The sequence below is a fragment of the Dactylosporangium fulvum genome (genome assembly GCF_025137375.1).
In the GTDB taxonomy this organism is placed as follows: domain Bacteria; phylum Actinomycetota; class Actinomycetes; order Mycobacteriales; family Micromonosporaceae; genus Dactylosporangium; species Dactylosporangium fulvum.
Window position 1 is genome coordinate 826,988 of record NZ_CP073720.1, and the last position, 18,482, is coordinate 845,469.

Genomic DNA, 18,482 nt, shown 5'->3' on the forward strand with positions numbered 1-18,482 from the left:
CGGGGTACACCAAAAGTGTCGAGTCGGACTTAATAGCTTTTTATCGGGCAAGCAACGCAGGCCATATGGGACTGCCCGTGACCCGCGTTACTGTGATCGCCATGGGCATGCTGTGCGCGGTGAGTTTCAATCGCTACGGACGGCTGTTCTACTTCGACCCCGGTGACCTTCGGCCCCAGGTGGGTGACCGGGTCCTCGTCCCCACCGACGACGGGCCCGAGGTCGCCGAGTGCGTCTGGGCCGCGCAGTGGGTCACCGAGGAGACCGAGGGCTTCCCGCGGCTGGTCGCCATGGCCGGCGACGACGACCTGCGCCGCGACGAGCTGCTGCGCAAGCGCAAGGCCGAGGCGAAGGTCGCCGCGAAGAAACTCATCCGCGAGCACGAGTTGCCCATGAAGGTCGTCGCGGTGGACCACGTCCTCGACGCCTCGGGCGGCCAGGGCGCACGGACGACCATCTACTTCACCGCGCCCCACCGGGTGGACTTCCGCTCGCTGGTGCGCGATCTGGGCGCCACCCTGCACTGCCGGGTGGAACTGCGCCAGCTGTCGGCGCGCGACTCCGCACGGGTCCAGGGCGGCATCGGCTCCTGCGGCCGCGACCTGTGCTGCGCCACGTTCCTCAACGACTTCGAGCCGGTCACCATCCGCATGGCCAAGGACCAGGACCTCCCGCTCAACCCGCTGCGGATCTCGGGCGCCTGTGGCCGGCTGATGTGCTGCTTGAAGTACGAGCATCCGCTCTACCAGCAGTTCCAGGCCACCGCCCCGGCGGTCGGCACGCGGGTCAGCACCCCCGACGGCGAGGGCCGGGTCGTCGGCCACAGCGTGCCCCGCGACTCGGTCATCGTCCGCATGGACGCCGACGGCTCCCGCTGCTCCTGCAGCCGCGCCTCGGTGTGCGGCTCCCGCCAGGCGTACGAAGAGCGCCACGGCTGAACCTCACAGAGCGCCACGGCTGAACCTCAGAGCAAGTCGGCCACCGTCACCGGCACGTGGCGGAAGCGCCTGCCGGTCGCGTTGTGGATCGCGTTGACCACCGCGGGCACCACACCCACGAGCGCGACCTCACCCAGGCCCTTCACGCCCACGTCGTTGAGCATCGGGTCCGGCTCGTCGACGAAGTCGACCTCGATCTCGCCGATGTCCGCGTTCACCGAGATCGGGTAGTCCTCGAAGGTCGAGGTGATGAAGCCGCCGTACCGCTCGTCCACCTCGAGCCGCTCGCGCAGCGCCGCGCCGAGGCCCCACACCACGCCGCCGCGCACCTGGCTCGCCGCGGTCACCGGGCTGGCCACCCGGCCGCAGTCCGCCACGCTCACCACCCGCGGGACGCTGATCCGGGGCACGTTCGGCGCCACCCGCACCTCCACGAAGTGCGCGATGAAGCTGAAGGCCGTGAACGCCGGATACTCCGGGCCGCTCAGCGCCACCACGCCCGCCCGGGCCCGCTCCAGTGCCTCCGGCGGCTGCCCCCGGCCCAGGTGCACGGCGCTGGCCTCGACCGTCTCCCGGCCGCTCGCGGCCACGGCGCCGGCGACGTCGACCGGCCCGACACCCGCGGTCCCGAGCACCTTGCGCAGCTCCTGCAACCCGTGCTGGACGGCCGGCAGCGCACTCGCCGTGCCCCACGACCCCGCGGTCAGGTGCTGCGGCGCGACCCGGGTGTCGCCGATGACCACCGTGACCCGGTCGACGTCGATGCCGAGGTCGTCGGCGACGAGATAGGCGATCGCGGACCGGATGCCCTGGCCCATCTCGTGGGCGTCCACGCCGACCAGGACCCGGCCGTCCGCGCCGGCCCGCAGGTGCGCGACCGCCGGGGTGGTGTGGGCCGGATACGCGCCGATCGCCACGCCGTGACCGATCCGCGAGCCGTCCTCGGCGACCGCTGCCCCCGGTACCGGATTCCGGCGCGACCAGCCGAACCGCTCGGCGCCCCGGCGCAGGCACTCGGCGACGTGCCGGGAGGAGAACGGCCGGCCGGTGACCGGGTCGGTGGCCGTGTCGTTGGCGAGCCGCAGCTCCACCGGGTCGAGGTTCAGCCGCTCGGCGAGCTCGTCGATCGCCACCTCGAACGCGAACGCGGCAGGCGACTCGTACGGCGCCCGCATGTACCCGGGCGTCTGTGTGTCGGTACGGACCAGCCAGTGCGGCCCGTGGAAGGCGGGAAAGCCGTAGAGGCGGGCGGTCATGTCCGCGTACGCGGCCGGGAACAGGTCGTGCCGCGACGTCTGGTGCTCGGCCTCGTGGATCGCCGCGGTGAACCGCCCCGACGGCTCGGCGCCGAGGCGGATCCGGTGCCGGCTCGCCGGCCGGAAGCTGCCCTGGTGGAACGTCTGCTGCCGGGTCAGTGTCAGCCTCACGGGCCGGCCCAGCTGCCGTGCGGCGACCGCCAGCGGCGCGATGTGCGGCTGGAGCGCGTTCTTCTGGCCGAACCCGCCGCCGGTCAGCGGGGAGATCACCTGCACCTGGTCGCGGTCCATGCCCAACTGGTGGGCCAGTCCGCCGCGGACCGCGCCCGCGTTCTGGGTGCCCTCGTGCACGACGAGCCGGTCGTCCACCCACTCGACCGTGCTGCCGAGCAACTCCATCGCCGTGCTGTTCTGCGCCGGGTGCGTGTAGACGCCCTCGACCCGGACGGGGCTCGCCGCGTAGGCGGCCTCGGCGTCGCCGACGACGACGTCGGCGGTGACGGGCAGCGGGATCGCCTCCTGCTGCCGCACCCGGTCCGGCGCGTCGAGCGTGACCTCGACCGGCTCTTCCGCGTAGCGGGCCGTCACCAGCAGCGCCGCCTCCGCCGCAGCGTGCGGGGTCTCCGCGACGACGAGCGCGATGGGCTGGCCGCGATACGCGATGCGGTCGTCCACCAGCGGTTGCAGGCCCTGGAACGAGTAGCCGCCGCCCATGATGAACCCGGGGGAGGCCACGTCGGCGTGGGTCAGCACGAGCAGGACTCCCGGCACTTCCGACGCGGCCGCCGTGTCGATGGACAGGACCCGGCCGCGCCCGATCGTAGCCGCCGCCAGCGCCGCGTGCGCCACGTCCGGCGGGTTGCGGTCCGCGCTGTACCGCGCCGTGCCCGTGACCTTCGAGACGGCCTCCACCCGCAGCCGGTTCATGACGCTTCCCGCCCGGCGGCGATCCGTAGCGCCTCGGCAACGGTGCGGATGCCCAGCTCGATCTTGAACCCGTTGTGCCGGCCCGGCCGCGCGCCCAGGAACGCCAGCTCACCCGCGCGCCGGGCGGCGTCGTCGGTGAGCGGCTGCCCGACCAGCGTCCGCTCGGCGTCGGCGGCGCGCCACGGCCGGGTGGCGACCCCGCCCAGCCCGATCCGGCAGTCCAGCACCGTGCCCGTCCCGTCGCAGGTGAGGCCCACCGCCGCCGAGGCGAGCGCGAAGGCGTACGACTCCCTGGGTCTGATCTTGAGATAGGTCGAGGCCCGCATGACCGGCGCGAGCGGCACCCGGATGCGGCGGATCAGCTCCTCGGGCGCCAGGGTGTGTTCACGCTGCGGCTCGGTGCCCGGCCCCACGTGCAGCTCCGCCATCGGCACCGTGCGGGTGCCGTGGGGCCCGACGACGTCGACGACCGCGTCGAAGGCGATCAGCACGACGGCCAGGTCACCCGGGTAGGTCGCGATGCAGGCGTCGCTGCCGCCGAGCACGGCGTGGGCCGTGTCGACGCCTCCGATCGCGTCGCAACCGCTGCCCGGTTCGCGTTTGTTGCAGCGGTACTGGCTGCCGCCGCGGAAATAGCCGCACCGCGTCCGCTGCAGGAGGTTGCCGCCCAGCGTCGCCATGTTGCGCAGCTGCGGCGACGCCGCCTGCCACAGCGACTCCGCGAGCGCCGGGCACGCCGACCGCACCGCCGGGTGGTCGGCGGCGTCGGCCATCCGCGCGCCTGCACCCAGTACCAACTCCTGGGTTCGATCGTTCCTGGCGATCTCCGTCAGTTCGGCGACGCGGTGGATGCCGACGATCGCCGCCGGCGTCTCGACCTCCAGGCGCATCAGGTCGTAGAGCGTCGTGCCGCCCGCCAGCGGCCGGGCGCCCCGGTCCAGGGCGGCCAGCGCCTCGGGCACCGTGGTCGCGGCGGTGTAGGCGAACGGGCGCATCACGCCACCTCGCGGATAGCGGCGACGATGCCGGCGTAGGCGCCGCACCGGCAGAGGTTGCCGCTCATGTACTCGCGGATCTGCTCGTCGTCGTCCGCGTGCCCCTCGGCGATGCAGGCCAGGCCCGACATCACCTGACCGGGCGTGCAGTACCCGCACTGCAGTGCGTCGTTGGTGACGAACGCCTGCTGGAGCGGGTGCAGCTCGCCGCCGCCCGGCGCGATCCCCTCGATGGTGGTGACCTCCTGCCCGGCCACCTGCACCGCCGGCGTCAGGCACGACACCACCCGGCGCCCGTTCAGGTGCACCGTGCAGGCACCGCACTGGCCCTGGTCGCAGCCCTTCTTGGTGCCGAACAGGGTGAGCCGTTCGCGCAGCACGTCCAGCAGCGACTCGCGGGGATCGAGGGTGAGGCGCGTGGGCGCACCGTTGACGGTGAACGCGACGGTCAGCTCGTTCATCACGCCTGTCACGATGCCCGTGTGAGGCGGGGCTTTCCGGCGACCTCGCCCGCCTACTCCTTGATCTCCCCCGCTGCCGCGATACGGATGGGTGGTTCCATGAGCCGCAGCCGCATCGGCTTGCCCGACTCGAACCAGGATGCGTCGGGCCGGGTGGCCGGGGCCGCGCGCCACCGGCGGCCCGTCCGGTCCACGCCGACCGGATAGATCGTGAGGCCGCCGTCCGCGGTGAAATGCAGGCGGAGGAAGCCCTTGTAACCGGTGATGCCCTGGCCGGCGAACAGCTCGTTGACGTTGACGCTGACCTTCGAGGCGAGCAGCAGGTACAGCGCGAAGAGTTCGCCGCCGGCGAGTGCGGACAGCGGGAGGTACAGGACGATGGCCAGCAGCAGCGGCACCGGCCAGGTCAGGTCGACGAACGGCAGGTTGAGCCACGCCCAGGTGCCGAGGACCGCGAGCCCGACGAACGCGGCGCCGTGCAGCAGCCCCAGTGCCCAGTGCCGTGGTCTTCGCTGGCCGGCGCTGCGCGGCATGGCGAGCAGGCAGGCGCCCAGCACGTCGATGACCACCATCAGCGCCGCCGGGACCGTGACCAGGCGCTGCTCGACGCCCGCGACGACCCGGTCGGCGGCGTTGACGAACGCCAGCATGGTCAGCGTCTGGAGCAGGCCGAGCAGGCCGAGGAACACCGGGTTTCGCCACGGCAGGCGCCAGAACACGCCGAGCGACAGGCCGCGGGAGCGGGCCTTCGTCGGGTAGGTCGCGGCGAGCGTGAACTCGCGGCTCGGCGAGGGATTGCGCACCAGCGACCTGCGCGGCGGCACCTCGATCCGGTCCGGCAGCTCGTGCGTCGGGTAGAGATACGCGCCGCCGCCACCGCAGGTGATGAGCTGCCGTTCGGGTCGCTCGTACCGCGCGTAGTGGTGCAGGTCGCCGGAGAGCATCAGCCGGACCTCGGCCCCGGTCGGCGCGACGACGGTGCGCACGAAGTAGTCGAGGCTGTCGTACGCCTTGCGGTCGTCGGTCGATTCCACCCAGCTCGGCGACGGCGGGCAGACGATGATCTTGTCGCCGGGGCCCATCCGGGCCGCCGCGCGGGTGAAGTACCGCAGCTGAGGATCGTCGATGTAGGCGCCCGCCTGCACGTCGATCCCGAGCAGCCACCACCGGTTGGGCAGCTGGATCGCGAAGTAGGAGCGCGACTGCCGGGTCCGCCAGCCGCCGACGCTGCCCTCGTTGCCGCGCACGAACAGGCGCAGGAACGCGGTCAGCCCGTCGTACCAGTCGTGGTTGCCGGGCACCGCGTACATGCGCGGCTGGACCCCCTCCGGCGCCACCGGCAGCGCAGCGCGGAACGGCCCCTTGAACCGGTCCTCGTACTGTTGCCCGCTGGCGGTCGGGTACACCTGGTCGCCGCCGAGCACCAGCACCTCACCGCGGGGCAGTTCGTGCCCGTCCACGGTCAGCCGCGGCTGGGCGAGCAGGTAGGCCACCGAGTAGGTCGCGTTGAAGCCGTCGCCGGTGTCGGCGACGAAGTCGAGCCAGAGCTCCCCGTCGTCGGGCCACTCATCGTCGGTGAGCTCCCCCGTGTACCCCCGACCCTCGCGCAGGATCCGCCCGGGCAGGGCGTCCTGCAGCTCCCGCTTGTCCAGGTAGGCGCCGAAGAGGTCGGCGAGCACGACCCGGACCGCCGTGCCGCTCAGCAGCACCGGGCTGAGCCACGGCACCGCCCGGCGGGGCGTGAACCCCATCTGGTCCGGGTCGAGCCCGGTGGGCCGCGCGTCGCCGGTCTCCAGCGGCGGCTCCTCGGGCAGCGGGAGCAGCGGATCGCCCGGCTCGGCGGTCAGTTCGCCCGGCGCCGCGGGCATGTCGTCGGGGGGCATCACGCGCGGGACGTTACTCGCGTGCGGGCACACCGGGAAACCCCTCGCGCACTGCCCGGGAGCGTGCCGTACACTGGTCCACTGTTGCCGCCTTAGCTCAGTCGGCAGAGCGATTCACTCGTAATGAATAGGTCGACGGTTCGATTCCGTCAGGCGGCTCCAAAGCCCTGACCAGGGCAGACGAAGGGCCCGGGAGATCTCTCCCGGGCCCTTCGCCGATCTGTTGGTCACCTGTGTGCCAGGCGCCCCGGCCGGTTCTGGTGGCCGTGGGGTGAGCGGCAGAGTGATCATTGTGGTTGGGGGAGCGGCGGTGCGGCCCTGGACCAGGTGTGCCGCAGCGCTCAACATTGGTGGGACGGATCTCGAGGAGGAGGCCGCATGCCCGCACCGCTGGACCCGGGGGCGATCGCGGCCGCGGCCGCGCCCTTCGGCACCTCGCTGACCCTGCCCGGCGCCGCGTACACCGACCCGGACGTCTACGCCTGGGAGCTGCGCCATCTGTTCGCGGGCGCGTGGACCTGTGTCGGCCGGGTCGAGGACCTGCGCGGGGAGGACGTCAGCCAGCGGGCCCTCGCCGTCGGGGACGTCGGGGTGCTGCTGACCTTCGAGGGGACCGGCGACGGTGTCCGCGCCTTCGCCAACTTCTGCCGGCACCGCGGGCACGAGCTTCTGCCGCCCGGCGGCACCGCCACCCGCGGTGCGGTCGTCTGCGCGTACCACGGCTGGGCCTTCCGGCTCGACGGCACGCTCACCACCGCCACGGGGATGCGCGAGGTCACGGACTTCGATCCCGCCGAATACGGGCTCGTAGAGCTGCCCGTCGTGGTCTGGCAGGGCTGGGTGCTGGTCAACGCGGCCGGCGGCGCGCCGCCCTTCATCGGATACGTGGGTGCGCTCGACGGTCTGCTCAGCCCGTACCGCTGCCGCGACCTCAGACTCGGTGCGCGCCACCGTTACGACGTCGCCGCCAACTGGAAGGTGATCGTCGAGAACTACCAGGAGTGCTACCACTGCCCGCTCATCCACCCGGAGCTGTGCCGCGTCTCGCCGCCGGCCTCGGGCGACAACTGGGACCTGCCGGGCGCGTGGGTGGGCGGCTCGATGGACCTGCGCGACCACGCCGAGACGATGTCCTTCGACGGCTCGGGCAGCGGTGTCTTCATCGAGGGCGCGCCGCGTGACGTCGTCAGCTACGTCGCGCTGTTCCCGAATCTGCTCGTCTCCGCGCACCCCGACTACGTGATGACCCACCTCCTGGTGCCGGTCGCACCGGGGCGGACGGAGATCGAGTGCAGCTGGTACTTCCCGGCCGGCGGCATCGACCCCGCCTACGCCGTGGACTTCTGGGACCTCACCAACCGTCAGGACTGGGCCGCCTGCGAGTCGGTCCAGCGCGGCGTCGCCTCACCGCACTTCGTCCCGGGTCCGCTCGCACCCCGGGAGGACGCCGTCCACCAGTGGATCTCACTCGTGGCCCGCGCGTATCTCGACCCGGCAGCCGCGTTCACCGCCGCGTGCGCCGACAGCTAAGCGGGCCGGCACGGGCGGCGGGTGCGGAGCGCGGCGGCGAACGCCAGGGCCGTCGACGCGACCCGCTGCGCCCCGGTGATGGCCTCCTCCCAGCTGCCGCACAGCCCGGAGCCGAACTCGACCTGCACGTCGCCGTCGTCGACCAGCATGATCAGGTCGTCCTCGTCCTCGGTGACGACCGCGTTGATCGCACGCAGGTCCAGTGTGACGACCGGCGACAGCTCTTCCCGCTCGGTGTTCATCGACCACCTCCGGTTTCCGGCTCGGCGAAGGGGTGCGGCGCTGCGCGGCTCGCAGCGTCGTAACGGCGCCGCACCCCGGTTCGGCCGGGTGCGGCGCGGCGCGGACCGTGGAGCCGCGGGCGGTGCCGCATCCCCCTCGGGTGTGTCGCGCGCCGTGGCTCACGGTGCCGTTGCCGGCGCCGCACCCGGTGTTGGTCGGCGCGGCACCGTGGCGTGCGGTGCCGCGCCGAGGTGGTCGGGCCCGCGTCGTCGCACGGTGCCGCAACCGGTGCGGGTGCGTGCCGCCTCGCCGTGCGGGTCAGCACCCTGGTCTGATGCGCGGGTCGTGCCCTGGACCGGGATGGACGGCCGCACCGCCGAGCGGTGCGGCCCCGGTGCCGCGGCACGCACGTTCTGCATGGGTGGCGCGAAGCCGGACCGCCCAGCCCGGCCCCGCGCCTGGGGTCGACTATACTTCTAGTAGCCCTAAGGCCACAAGGTGGCCCGTCGATAGACCTTCGTATGGTCTCGGACATGATCTCCCGGAGTTCCGGTCTGTCGCTCTACCGGCAGGTCGCGGACGCGATACGGCAACAGATCATCGATGGTGAGCTGCCGCCGGGCAGTCTCCTGCCTTCCGAGAAATACCTCGCTGAAGAGCACGACGTCGGCCGCGACACGATCCGTGACGCCATGGCCTATCTGCGCGGCGAGGGACTCATCGAGAGTAAGCGCGGCTACCGCAGCCGTGTGCGTGCCGTCGTCCCGCGTGAGCGCATCTGGCTGCACTCGGGCGAGGTCGTCTCGGCCCGCATGCCCACGCCGGCCGAGCGTAAGGAGCACGGCATGCACGAGGGTGTGCCGGTGCTCGTCGTGGGCGACAAGGCCTACCCCGCCGACCGGTTCGAGTTCGGCCGCGAATAACGCGCCACAATGCGCCGAGTGACGCACTTGTGGCAGCGCGCTCAGTAACACGCATCACCCGGTATTCGGTTGAAGTCTCCTACTCGCCGAACCGATGCTTGTGGCAAGCAAGTATCGGATCGCCGGGGAGCGTAACGTGCACGACGACAGCGAACATGCCGCCATCGCGCGGCAGGTCGGCCGGTTCGTCCGGCTGTCGGAGCGACTCTTCGCCACGCTGAAGTTCCACGAGGCCGGCCGTGGCCTCGAGCGCCCCGCCTACATGCTGTTGAGCCGGATCGCGATCGACGGGCCCTTCCGGCTGTCCGCGCTGGCCGCCGATGTGAGTGTCGACCTCTCGACGGTGAGCCGGCAGGTGGCCGCGCTGGAGAACGCCGGCCTCGTCCGGCGCGCATCCGACCCGTCCGACCGGCGGGCCAGCCTTGTCGAGGTCACCGAGCTGGGCTCCGAAGTGTTCGCCGAGAACCGGGAGCGGTGGCTCGCCATCTGGGACGAGCTGCTCGGCGACTGGACACACGAGGAACGGCAGATCTTCGCCGACCTCTTCACGCGACTCAACCGCTCGCTCGCCGACCGGTTGCCTGGAACCACCCCGGAAAGGGACGCACGATGACCACCACCGCGCCGGAGCAGACCCGGCCCACACTCGCCCATCGGCAGATCCTGCTGCTGATGGGCGGCCTGATGACCGGAATGCTGCTGGCCGCGCTCGATCAGACCATCGTGGGCACCGCGCTGCCGACGATCGTCGGTGAGCTCGGTGGGCTCGACCACTACTCCTGGGTCGTGACGGCGTACCTGCTCGCCTCCACCGCCTCGACCCCGCTGTACGGCAAGATCAGCGACCTCTACGGCCGCCGCCCGGTGCTGCTCTTCGCGATCTCGACCTTCCTGGTCGGCTCGCTGCTCGCCGGTCTCTCCCAGGACATGACGCAACTCATCGTGACGCGCGCGGTGCAGGGCATCGGCGCCGGCGGCCTGATGACGCTGGCCTTCACGATCGTCTCCGACGTGCTCCCGCCGCGGGACCGGCCGAGGTACCAGGGGCTCTTCGGCGCCGTCTTCGGCATCTCCTCGGTCGCCGGCCCACTGGTCGGCGGCTACTTCGCGGAGAACGACTGGCGCTGGATCTTCTACATCAACGTGCCGCTGGCCGTGTTCGCGCTCTACGTCTGCAGCCGGGTCCTGCGCCTGGTGCCCCACCAGCGCCGTGACCACCGGATCGACTACCTGGGTGCGGCGCTGATGGTCGCCGCCGTCAGCGCGGTGCTGCTCGCCCTGTCGTGGGGCGGCAACGAGTACGCGTGGGGCTCGCCCACGATCGTCGGCCTGCTCGTCGCCGGCGCCGTGCTCACCGTGCTGTTCATCGTCGCCGAGAGCCGCGCCGAGGAGCCGATCCTGCCGCTGCGCCTCTTCAAGCGGGCGACGTTCTCGCTGGCCAACACCGCGACGTTCATCCTCGGCTTCGCGATGTTCGGCTCGATCATCTACGTCCCGCTGTACCTGCAGATCGTCAAGGGTGCGACGCCGACCAGCTCGGGCCTGCTCATGCTGCCGATGATGGGCGGCGTCATCGTGACGTCGATCATCGCCGGTCGCCTCATCAGCCGGCTCGGGCGGTACAAGTGGTTCACCGTCGCCGGCACCGTCGTCATGGGCGCGGGTCTGCTGCTCTTCACGACGCTTCAGGTCGACACGCCGCTGTGGCAGGCGTTCATCTTCATGACGACCATCGGCGTCGGGCTGGGCCTGGCGATGCAGCCGCTGGTCCTGGCCGTCCAGAACGCGGTCGACCTGCGTGACATGGGTGCCGGTACCTCGGCCGCCACGTTCTTCCGCTCGCTCGGCGGTTCGGTCGGCGTCGCGGCGCTGGGCGCGGTGATGACAAACCGGCTGACCGAGCAGATGCGGGGCAACGGCATGGCCGGCGTGTCGATCAACGCTCCGGCCGAGGTCCGCAAGCTCCCGGCCCAGATGCTCGCGGCCGTCGAGCACGTCTTCGTCAATGCCCTGCACCCGGTCTTCCTGTCGGCCGCGATCGTCGCGCTGGTCGGCACGCTGGTGACGGTGGCGCTGCCGAACAAGCCGTTGCAGGGTGCGGCCCCGGCCGACCCGGCGAAGGCCTCGACGGCGGAGGACGCGGCGGCGGAGATGGAGGCCAAGGTGGCCACGTTCTAGCCCGCCGCGCCACTGCGAAATTTCGGGTCAATCCAGGCGCCGCAACTGCAAGATCGACGCGATTGGACGGGGTGGCGGGGGTGGGCGGCGGAGGCTACTGCCGGGTAGTCAGCGGGGTTCCCATGTGGCGTAGCGCACATTACCGTGCAGGCTATGCGCAGCACGATGATGAAGACACCCCTCCTGGTCTCCCGCATTCTGCAGCACGGCTCCACCGTTCACGGTGACTCCGAAGTGGTGACGTGGACCGGCGACGGGTCGCGTCGCACCGGCTACTCGGAGGTCGGCCGGCAGGCCGCCCGCCTGGCCAACGCCCTGCGCGACGAGCTGGGCGTCACCGGGGACGAGCGGGTCGGCACCCTGATGTGGAACAACGCCGAGCACCTCATCGCATATCTGGCCGTGCCCAGCATGGGCGCCGTGCTGCACACCCTCAACCTGCGGCTGTTCCCGGAGCAGCTGATCTACATCGCCAACCACGCCGAGGACCGGGTCGTCATCGTCGACACGACGCTGATCCCGCTGCTCGCCGGGGTGCTGCCGCACCTGACGACCGTCCGGCACATCGTGGTCGTCGGGGGCGGCGACACGGAGAAGCTGCAGAAGGACGGCGTTTCCGTGCACCGCTGGGAGGAGCTGCTCGACGGCCGGTCGGAGACCTTCGACTGGCCGGCCGTCGACGAGGACGACGCCGCCGCGCTCTGCTACACCAGCGGTACCACCGGAAACCCCAAGGGTGTCGCGTACTCCCACCGGTCGATCTACCTCCACTCGATGGAGGTGTGCATGGCGGAGAGCTTCGGCCTCGGGCCGCAGGTGCGTGACCTGTGCATCGTGCCGATGTTCCACGCCATGGCCTGGGGCCTGCCTTACGCGGCGCTCATGAGCGGGGCGTCGCTCATCATGCCGGACCGGTTCCTCCAGGCCGCGCCGCTCGCGCAGATGATCGCCGTGGAGAAGCCGACCTTCGCCGGTGCGGTGCCGACGATCTTCACCGACCTGCTGGCCTACCTTGACGCCAACCCGACCGACACCTCCTCGTTGAAGGAGGTTGTCATCGGCGGCTCGGCCTGCCCGCCGGCGCTGATGCACGCGTTCAAGGACCGCTACGACATCGAGGTCATCCACGCCTGGGGCATGACCGAGATGTCGCCGCTCGGCTCGGTCGCCCGCCCGCCGTTCGGCGTGGAGGGGCCGGAGGCGTGGGCCTTCCGGTACACCCAGGGCCGCGTCCCGGCGGGTGTCGAGGCGCGCATCGTCGGCCCGCTCGGCGAGGTGATGCCCAACGACGGCAAGGCGGTCGGCGAGCTGGAGGTGCGCGGCCCGTGGATCACCGCGCAGTACATCGGCGAGGACGGCCCGGACCCGGAGAAGTTCGAGGACGGCTGGCTGCGCACCGGCGACGTCGGCACGCTGACGCCGAACGGGTACCTGACCCTCACCGACCGGGCCAAGGACGTGATCAAGTCGGGCGGCGAGTGGATCAGTTCCGTCGACCTCGAAAACGCGCTGATGGCCCACCCGGCGGTGCTCGAAGCCTGCGTGGTCGGTGTTCCCGACGACAAGTGGGGCGAGCGGCCGTTGGCGACGGTCGTACTGCGTGAGGGCGCGACGGCCGACGCCGAAACCCTGCGGGAGTTCCTGTCCGGCAAGGTCGCGCGGTGGCAGTTGCCGGAGCGCTGGTCGTTCATCGAGGCGGTCCCGAAGACGAGCGTCGGCAAGTTCGACAAGAAGCGGGTCCGGGCCAGCTACGCGGACGGTGGACTCGAGGTGGTAGAGATCAGGGCGTGAATCGCTCCGCCAAGATCGCTCTGCTCGTTGCGGCCGCGACGGCGAGCTGTTTCATCGCGGTCTGTGGTGTGGCCCTGGCACTCCGTGACTGGGTGCCGGGGCTTGCCGGTTGTGAGGACAACGGCAAGCCCACGAAGACCGCCGTGATCACCGAGAAGCTCCGCATCGAGCAGATGTGGCCCCAGCTGAAGCCGATCGTCTCGGTGCACTGGCAGGAGCGCGAGGCACGGGCCCGCAGTTGCCCGGAGATCGGCCCGATGGACTACGTGATGACGGGCTTCGCGGTCGTCACGGCGGAACGGGCCGCCGCACTCGCTGCCGAACCGGCGAAACCGGGCACCGCGCCCGACGTCGGCACCGACCTGCAGCCGTTCGCGCCGCCGGACCCGGCCTGGCTGGAGATCGACAACGCCCTCCTGCTCGACAAGGCATCGGCGACCGTGTACTTCACGCGCACCACCACCTAGTGCTGCATGATCCCGAAGACTTGGTGTCGGCTGGGAGCCTGTTGCGCAATTCGCTGGGACGGCGTTAGCGGCCCAACTACGCGCCGATCTTGGAGTTGTGGCGCCATGAACCTCCGAATTTGTCCGGATTTGTCAAGGACCACAACTCCAAGATCGACGCGGTTGTCGGGGTTGACGCGCGAGGGATCCGAATTGCGTAACAGGCTCCCACGCAGCCACAAGTCTTCGGGATCATGGACGCGTCAAGGGTCGTCAGGCGGACTTCTTCGCGGCCGTGGTCTTCTTGGCCGGGGTCGCCTTCTTCGCCGCCGCCTTTTTTGCGGTCTTCTTGATCGGGGTCGGCTCCGCGGCCTCCTCCTTCTCCACGGCGGCTTTGGCGGCCTTCGTGGTCTTGGTGGCCTTGGTCGCCTCGGCGGGCTCCTCGCCCCGGGCCGCGCGGGCCCGCTCCACCGACGCCCGCAGCGCCGCCATCAGGTCGACCGCCGCCGCCGGTGCCTCCTCGGTCTCCTCCGGCTGCACCACCTCACGGCCGGCGACCTTGGCGTCGATGACCTCCTGGAGGGCCTCACGGTAGTTGTCCGTGTACGACAACGGGTTGAAGTCGGCCGCCATCGACTCGATCAGCGAACCGGCCATCGCCAGCTCGGCCGGGCGGGCCGTTACGTCCTCGTCGAGGATGTCGAACTTCGCGGCGCGGACCTCGTCGGGCCACAGCATCGTGTTGAGCACCAGCACGTTGTCGCGCACGCGCAGGGTCGCCAGCTGCTCGCGCTGGCGCAGGGCGACCTTGACGATCGCGACGCGTTCGGTGTTGGTCAGCGCATCACGCAGCAGCGCGTACGGCTTCGCCGCGGTCTGGTCGGGCTCCAGGTAGTACGCCTTGTTGTAGAGAATCGGGTCCACCTGCTCGGCCGGCACGAACTCGAGCACCTCGATCGCGCGGCTGGTGGTGAGCGGCAGCTCGGCGAAGTCCTCGTCGGTGAGGATCACCATCTCGCCGCCGCCCAGGTCGTAGCCCTTGGCGATGTCGTCGTAGCTGACCTCGTCACCGTCGATCGAACAGACGCGCTTGTACTTGATCCGTCCGCCGTCCTCCCGGTGCACCTGGTGGAAGCGGATGTCCTTCTCGTCGGTCGCCGAATAGAGCCGGACGGCGATCGACACCAACCCGAAGGAGACCGCGCCCTTCCAGATCGCGCGCATCATATCCCTTTCCGCAGCTTGTCGACCTTCCTCCATCAGCTTCGCATCGTTTCGACATGTACGCGAGGAACCCCGCGGGGATCTATGGTGAGCAGATGGGAGGGGGTCCGCCTGCGCCGATGCTTGCCTCCGCCGGCGTGCTGCCGTCCGGGCCCGGCTGGACGTACGAGTTCAAGTGGGACGGCATCCGCGCGATCGCAGTGATCACCGGCGGCACGACCCGGTTCTTCGCCCGCAGCGGGGCCGAGATCACGGCCGCGTATCCCGAGCTGGCCGGGATCGGCCGCGGGCTCGACGACTCGGTGCTCGACGGTGAGGTCGTGGCCATGGACCCGAGCGGGCAGCCGTCGTTCCAGGTCCTCGCCGAGCGCATGCACGTGCGCGACCCGCACCGCGCCGCCCGGCTCGCCGCCGCCGTGCCCGTGACCTATCTGGTCTTCGACGCGTTGCGCATCGAAGGTGCGGATCTGCTGCTCAGCCCGTACCACTTCCGCCGGGAACGACTCGAAACCCTGACCCTGGGGTCCCGCGCCATCGTCCCTCCGTCGTTCGACGACGGCCCGGCGACCGTGGCCGCGAGCCGCGAGAACCGGCTGGAGGGTGTGGTGGCGAAGCGGACCGACTCGCTGTACCACCCGGGGCTGCGCACGACCGACTGGGTCAAGGTGAAGCAGGAGGAGAGCTGCGAGTTTGTCGTCGGGGGCTGGCGGCCGGGCAAGCGCGCGCTCGGTGCGCTGCTGGTCGGGGTGCCGGGGCCCGGCGGGCTGGCGTACCGCGGCCGGGTCGGCGGCGGCATCTCCGGCGAGTCCGAACGGGCGCTCCTGGCCGCCCTGCAGCCGCTGACCGCGATCCGCTCGCCGTTCGGCGCGGAGGTGCCCCGCGAGGACTCCCGCGGTGCCGTCTGGGTGCGGCCGCACCTCGTGGTCGAGGTGCGGTTCAGCCACCGCACCCGCGACGGGCGGCTGCGGTTCCCCCGCTTCCAGCGCATCCGCCCCGACCTCTCGCCGGAAGAGGTGCGTGATGCCTGACCGGGTGCGCGTGGAGGTCGACGGCCGGCAGTTGGAGATCTCCAACCTCGACAAAGTGTTGTACCCGCAGGCAGGGTTCACCAAGGGCGAGGTCATCGACTACTACACCCGCGTCGCGCCGACCCTGCTGCCGCATCTCGCCGGGCGGCCGCTCACCCGGGTCCGGTACCCCAACGGTGTCGACGGCGACAGCTTCTTCGAGAAGAACGCACCGGCCGGCACCCCCGACTGGGTCCGCACCGTCCGCCGGCCGGTCCCCGGCTCGACCAGGAAGCGCGAGCGGATCGACTTCATCGTCGTCGAGGAACTGCCCACCCTGGTCTGGCTGGCCAACCTCGCGGCCCTCGAACTGCACACGCCGCAGTGGCAGGTCGACGAGGAGGGGGAGGTGCTCGACCCCGACCAGCTGGTCGTCGACCTCGACCCCGGCCCGCCCGCCGGCCTGCCGGAGTGCTTCGAGGTCGCGCTCCTCGTCCGTGACCAGCTGCGCGTCGACGGGCTGACCTGCTGTCCGAAGACCTCCGGCCGCAAGGGCATGCAGTTGGTCGCGCCGCTGCCCGGCGACGAGACGGCCGACGAGATCAGCGCGTACGCGAAGGCGGTCGCCGAGCGGCTCGCCCAGCAGCGGCCGGACCTGGTCGTGGCGAAGATGGCCAAGCAGCTGCGCCCGGGCAAGGTGTTCCTCGACTGGAGCCAGAACAACGCGTTCAAGACGACGATTACGCCGTATTCCCTGCGGGCCGGCGCGACGCCGACCGTCAGCGCACCGCTGACCTGGGCGGAGGTCGAGGCCGGCGAGATCACCGCCGCCGACCTGACGCCGGCGACGGTGCTCGACCGGGTCTTACGGCTGGGCGATCTGCTGGAGCGCGTCGAGTAGGCGCTCGATGTGCTCGTGTGTCGTGCCGAGACCGACGCTGGCCCGGACCGCCTGGGTCGGTGCCGCCGTCGTCCCGAGGCGCTCCGCGGCCTCGGTGAGCAGCTGCCGGGTCAGCGGGTGCGCGCAGAACAGCCCCGTGCGGACCCCGATCCCGTGGTCGCGGCCCAGCCTGACGGCGAGGTCGCCCGGATCGGCGCCGAGCACCGCAAACGACACGATCCCGACCCGCGGCGCGTCCGCCGGGAACAGCCGGAGCTCCTCGACGTTCGGCAGTTCGGCGAGCCCGGCGCGCAGCCGTCGCACCAGCGCCTCCTCGCCCCTGCGGTGGTCAGTGCCGGCGAGCGCGCGCAACGCCGTGGCCAGCGCGACCGCGCCCAGCAGGTTGGGGGTGCCGGCCTCGTGGCGTGCCGGTCCGGTGGCCCAGCGCACCGCCCCGTCCGCGGCCACGTTGGCGCTCGCACCGCCGCCCGCCAGGTACGGCGGCGCGGCGTCCAGCCAGTCCGCACGCCCCACCAGCACCCCTGCGCCGAACGGCGCGTAGATCTTGTGGCCCGAGAACGCCACGTAGTCGGCGCCGAGCTCGGCCAGGGAGACCTGGGAATGCGGGGCCAGCTGCGCCGCGTCGACCGCGATCCGGGCCCCGAACCGGTGCGCGATGTCGGCGAGCTCGGCCACCGGCCACAGCTCGCCGGTCACATTGCTCGCCGCCGTGACGCTGACGAGCACGTTTCCGCCGAGGTTGTACAGGCTGTGCGTCAACGCCTCCACCGCCTCACCGGCGGACCGGGGCGCGGGGAGGCGCACCGTGCGGGGCCAGGGCAGCAGGTTGGCGTGGTGCTCGGCGTCGAACGTGACCACGGTGGTGTCCGCCGGCAGGGCCCGGGCGAGCAGGTTGAACGAGTCCGTGGTGTTGCGGGTGAAGACGACGGTGTCGCCGTCCGCGCAGCCGAGCAGGTCGGCGACCGTCTCGCGGGCCTGCTCGTATTCCCGGGTGCACCGCTCGGAGAGCGCCCCGGCCCCGCGGTGGACGCTGCCGTAGTAGGGCAGCAGTTCGGCCACGGCGTCGGCCACGACCCGCAGGCACGGCGCCGTGGCGGCGATGTCGAGGTTGGCGAAGTCGACGGTGCGCCCGTTGCGGAGCTTGACGTCGCCCGGCGAGAGGACGGCGGACGACGGGACGGCAGGGGGCAGGGCAGGGCTCACGGCACAGGCCTTTCGCTCGCGCTTGCCCGCCACACCGCGCGACGGGCCGGGTCATCACCCGGGGCACCCCGCCGCGAACGCGAGGGTTGCCGGCCAGCAAGCCGGGGCTTGTGCGCTGGCACTCATGACCTCCGGAGACGATAGCGCGGATAGAGTTGCGGCATGAGCGAACTCCCGCCGAATGGGACGCCGTCCGAGCCACCGGCCGAATCCCCGGCGGGACGGTCACCGGAGCCTGACGCGCCCTCGCAGCCGGACGCTCCCTGGACCCCGCCCTCCGCCCCGGCTCCGCCTTCCGCCCCGGCCCCGGCTCCGGCTCCGCCTTCCGCCCCGGCTCCGCCTCTCGCCCCGGCCTCACCCTCTGCCCAGGCCCCAGGTGCTCCGTGGGCCGCCCCGGTGCCCTGGGCCTCGCCCGGGCAGCCGTCGGCGCCACCTGGCACGCCGGGCGCCCCCGACGTCTCTCCGTGGGCCCGACCGGCGCCTCCTGGCTCGCCCGAGCATTCCCCCTGGTCATCGCCCGCCGGCCTGGCCAACCCGGTGTCCGGCCCGGCCGCGTCCGGCCCGGTGCTTCCCACGTCCGGCCCGGCCGCCCCGGTG

The 18,482-nt window shown here is 71.6% G+C and carries 16 protein-coding genes, 1 tRNA gene and 1 riboswitch; of the genes, 10 read left to right on the forward strand and 7 right to left on the reverse strand.

Annotated elements, in window-relative coordinates:
• The first annotated feature begins 101 nt into the window (after positions 1-101).
• Complete coding sequence (locus tag Dfulv_RS03770; RefSeq protein ID WP_259867378.1) at positions 102-938, forward strand: PSP1 domain-containing protein; 837 nt, start codon at positions 102-104, stop codon at positions 936-938.
• A 26-nt stretch (positions 939-964) separates the two neighbouring features.
• Here the strand turns inward: Dfulv_RS03770 and Dfulv_RS03775 are convergent, their stop codons facing one another.
• The 4 genes from Dfulv_RS03775 to Dfulv_RS03790 are packed head-to-tail and all read right to left on the reverse strand — an operon-like array spanning position 965 to position 6,460.
• Positions 965-3,121, reverse strand: coding sequence for a xanthine dehydrogenase family protein molybdopterin-binding subunit (locus Dfulv_RS03775; RefSeq protein ID WP_259861211.1), 2,157 nt, complete (start codon positions 3,119-3,121; stop codon positions 965-967).
• The gene (locus Dfulv_RS03780; RefSeq protein ID WP_259861212.1) at positions 3,118-4,116 is read right to left on the reverse strand and encodes an FAD binding domain-containing protein; all 999 of its coding nucleotides are present in this window, start codon (positions 4,114-4,116) and stop codon (positions 3,118-3,120) included. The genes Dfulv_RS03775 and Dfulv_RS03780 overlap by 4 nt, the downstream gene beginning before the upstream one ends.
• Positions 4,116-4,577: a (2Fe-2S)-binding protein gene (locus Dfulv_RS03785; RefSeq protein ID WP_259867381.1), complete on the reverse strand. Its 462-nt coding sequence runs from the start codon at positions 4,575-4,577 to the stop codon at positions 4,116-4,118. The genes Dfulv_RS03780 and Dfulv_RS03785 overlap by 1 nt, the downstream gene beginning before the upstream one ends.
• Positions 4,578-4,630: 53 nt before the next feature.
• Positions 4,631-6,460, reverse strand: a complete 1,830-nt coding sequence (locus tag Dfulv_RS03790; protein ID WP_259867383.1) for a metallophosphoesterase family protein — start codon at positions 6,458-6,460, stop codon at positions 4,631-4,633.
• Between the two features lie 86 nt (positions 6,461-6,546).
• On the opposite strand from Dfulv_RS03790, the gene Dfulv_RS03795 reads away from it, so the two are divergent.
• Positions 6,547-6,622, forward strand: a tRNA-Thr gene (locus Dfulv_RS03795).
• Positions 6,623-6,838: 216 nt separating this feature from the next.
• Positions 6,839-7,990, forward strand: coding sequence for an aromatic ring-hydroxylating oxygenase subunit alpha (locus Dfulv_RS03800; RefSeq protein WP_259861213.1), 1,152 nt, complete (start codon positions 6,839-6,841; stop codon positions 7,988-7,990).
• On the opposite strand, the gene Dfulv_RS03805 is transcribed toward Dfulv_RS03800, so the two are convergent.
• The gene (locus tag Dfulv_RS03805) at positions 7,987-8,232 is read right to left on the reverse strand and encodes a hypothetical protein (protein ID WP_259861214.1); all 246 of its coding nucleotides are present in this window, start codon (positions 8,230-8,232) and stop codon (positions 7,987-7,989) included. The two genes, Dfulv_RS03800 and Dfulv_RS03805, sit on opposite strands and share 4 nt — an antisense overlap.
• 513 nt (positions 8,233-8,745) lie before the next feature.
• Between Dfulv_RS03805 and Dfulv_RS03810 the strand changes: the two genes are divergently transcribed.
• The 5 genes from Dfulv_RS03810 (at position 8,746) to Dfulv_RS03830 (ending at position 13,571) form a co-directional block, all read left to right on the forward strand.
• Complete coding sequence (locus Dfulv_RS03810; protein WP_259861215.1) at positions 8,746-9,135, forward strand: GntR family transcriptional regulator; 390 nt, start codon at positions 8,746-8,748, stop codon at positions 9,133-9,135.
• Between the two features lie 136 nt (positions 9,136-9,271).
• Entirely contained in the window at positions 9,272-9,748 is a 477-nt protein-coding gene (locus Dfulv_RS03815; protein WP_259861216.1) for a MarR family winged helix-turn-helix transcriptional regulator, read from the forward strand.
• The gene (locus tag Dfulv_RS03820; protein WP_259861217.1) at positions 9,745-11,313 is read left to right on the forward strand and encodes an MDR family MFS transporter; all 1,569 of its coding nucleotides are present in this window, start codon (positions 9,745-9,747) and stop codon (positions 11,311-11,313) included. The genes Dfulv_RS03815 and Dfulv_RS03820 overlap by 4 nt, the downstream gene beginning before the upstream one ends.
• A 153-nt stretch (positions 11,314-11,466) precedes the next feature.
• Positions 11,467-13,104: a fatty acid--CoA ligase gene (locus Dfulv_RS03825; RefSeq protein ID WP_406567922.1), complete on the forward strand. Its 1,638-nt coding sequence runs from the start codon at positions 11,467-11,469 to the stop codon at positions 13,102-13,104.
• Positions 13,101-13,571, forward strand: coding sequence for a hypothetical protein (locus Dfulv_RS03830; protein ID WP_259861218.1), 471 nt, complete (start codon positions 13,101-13,103; stop codon positions 13,569-13,571). Before Dfulv_RS03825 ends, Dfulv_RS03830 begins: the two co-directional genes overlap by 4 nt.
• 252 nt (positions 13,572-13,823) lie before the next feature.
• On the opposite strand, the gene ku is transcribed toward Dfulv_RS03830, so the two are convergent.
• Complete coding sequence (gene ku, locus Dfulv_RS03835) at positions 13,824-14,774, reverse strand: non-homologous end joining protein Ku (protein ID WP_259867387.1); 951 nt, start codon at positions 14,772-14,774, stop codon at positions 13,824-13,826.
• A gap of 95 nt (positions 14,775-14,869) precedes the next feature.
• Between ku and ligD (Dfulv_RS03840) the strand changes: the two genes are divergently transcribed.
• Entirely contained in the window at positions 14,870-15,802 is a 933-nt protein-coding gene (ligD, locus tag Dfulv_RS03840) for a non-homologous end-joining DNA ligase (protein WP_259861219.1), read from the forward strand.
• Positions 15,795-16,682: a non-homologous end-joining DNA ligase gene (ligD, locus tag Dfulv_RS03845; RefSeq protein ID WP_259861220.1), complete on the forward strand. Its 888-nt coding sequence runs from the start codon at positions 15,795-15,797 to the stop codon at positions 16,680-16,682. The genes ligD (Dfulv_RS03840) and ligD (Dfulv_RS03845) overlap by 8 nt, the downstream gene beginning before the upstream one ends.
• Here the strand turns inward: ligD (Dfulv_RS03845) and Dfulv_RS03850 are convergent.
• On the reverse strand, positions 16,647-17,885 hold the full coding sequence (locus tag Dfulv_RS03850) for an aminotransferase class V-fold PLP-dependent enzyme (protein WP_259861221.1): 1,239 nt from the start codon (positions 17,883-17,885) through the stop codon (positions 16,647-16,649). The two genes, ligD (Dfulv_RS03845) and Dfulv_RS03850, sit on opposite strands and share 36 nt — an antisense overlap.
• Positions 17,886-17,898: 13 nt before the next feature.
• A riboswitch (SAM riboswitch) is annotated at positions 17,899-18,015 on the reverse strand.
• Between the last annotated feature and the right edge of the window lie 467 nt (positions 18,016-18,482).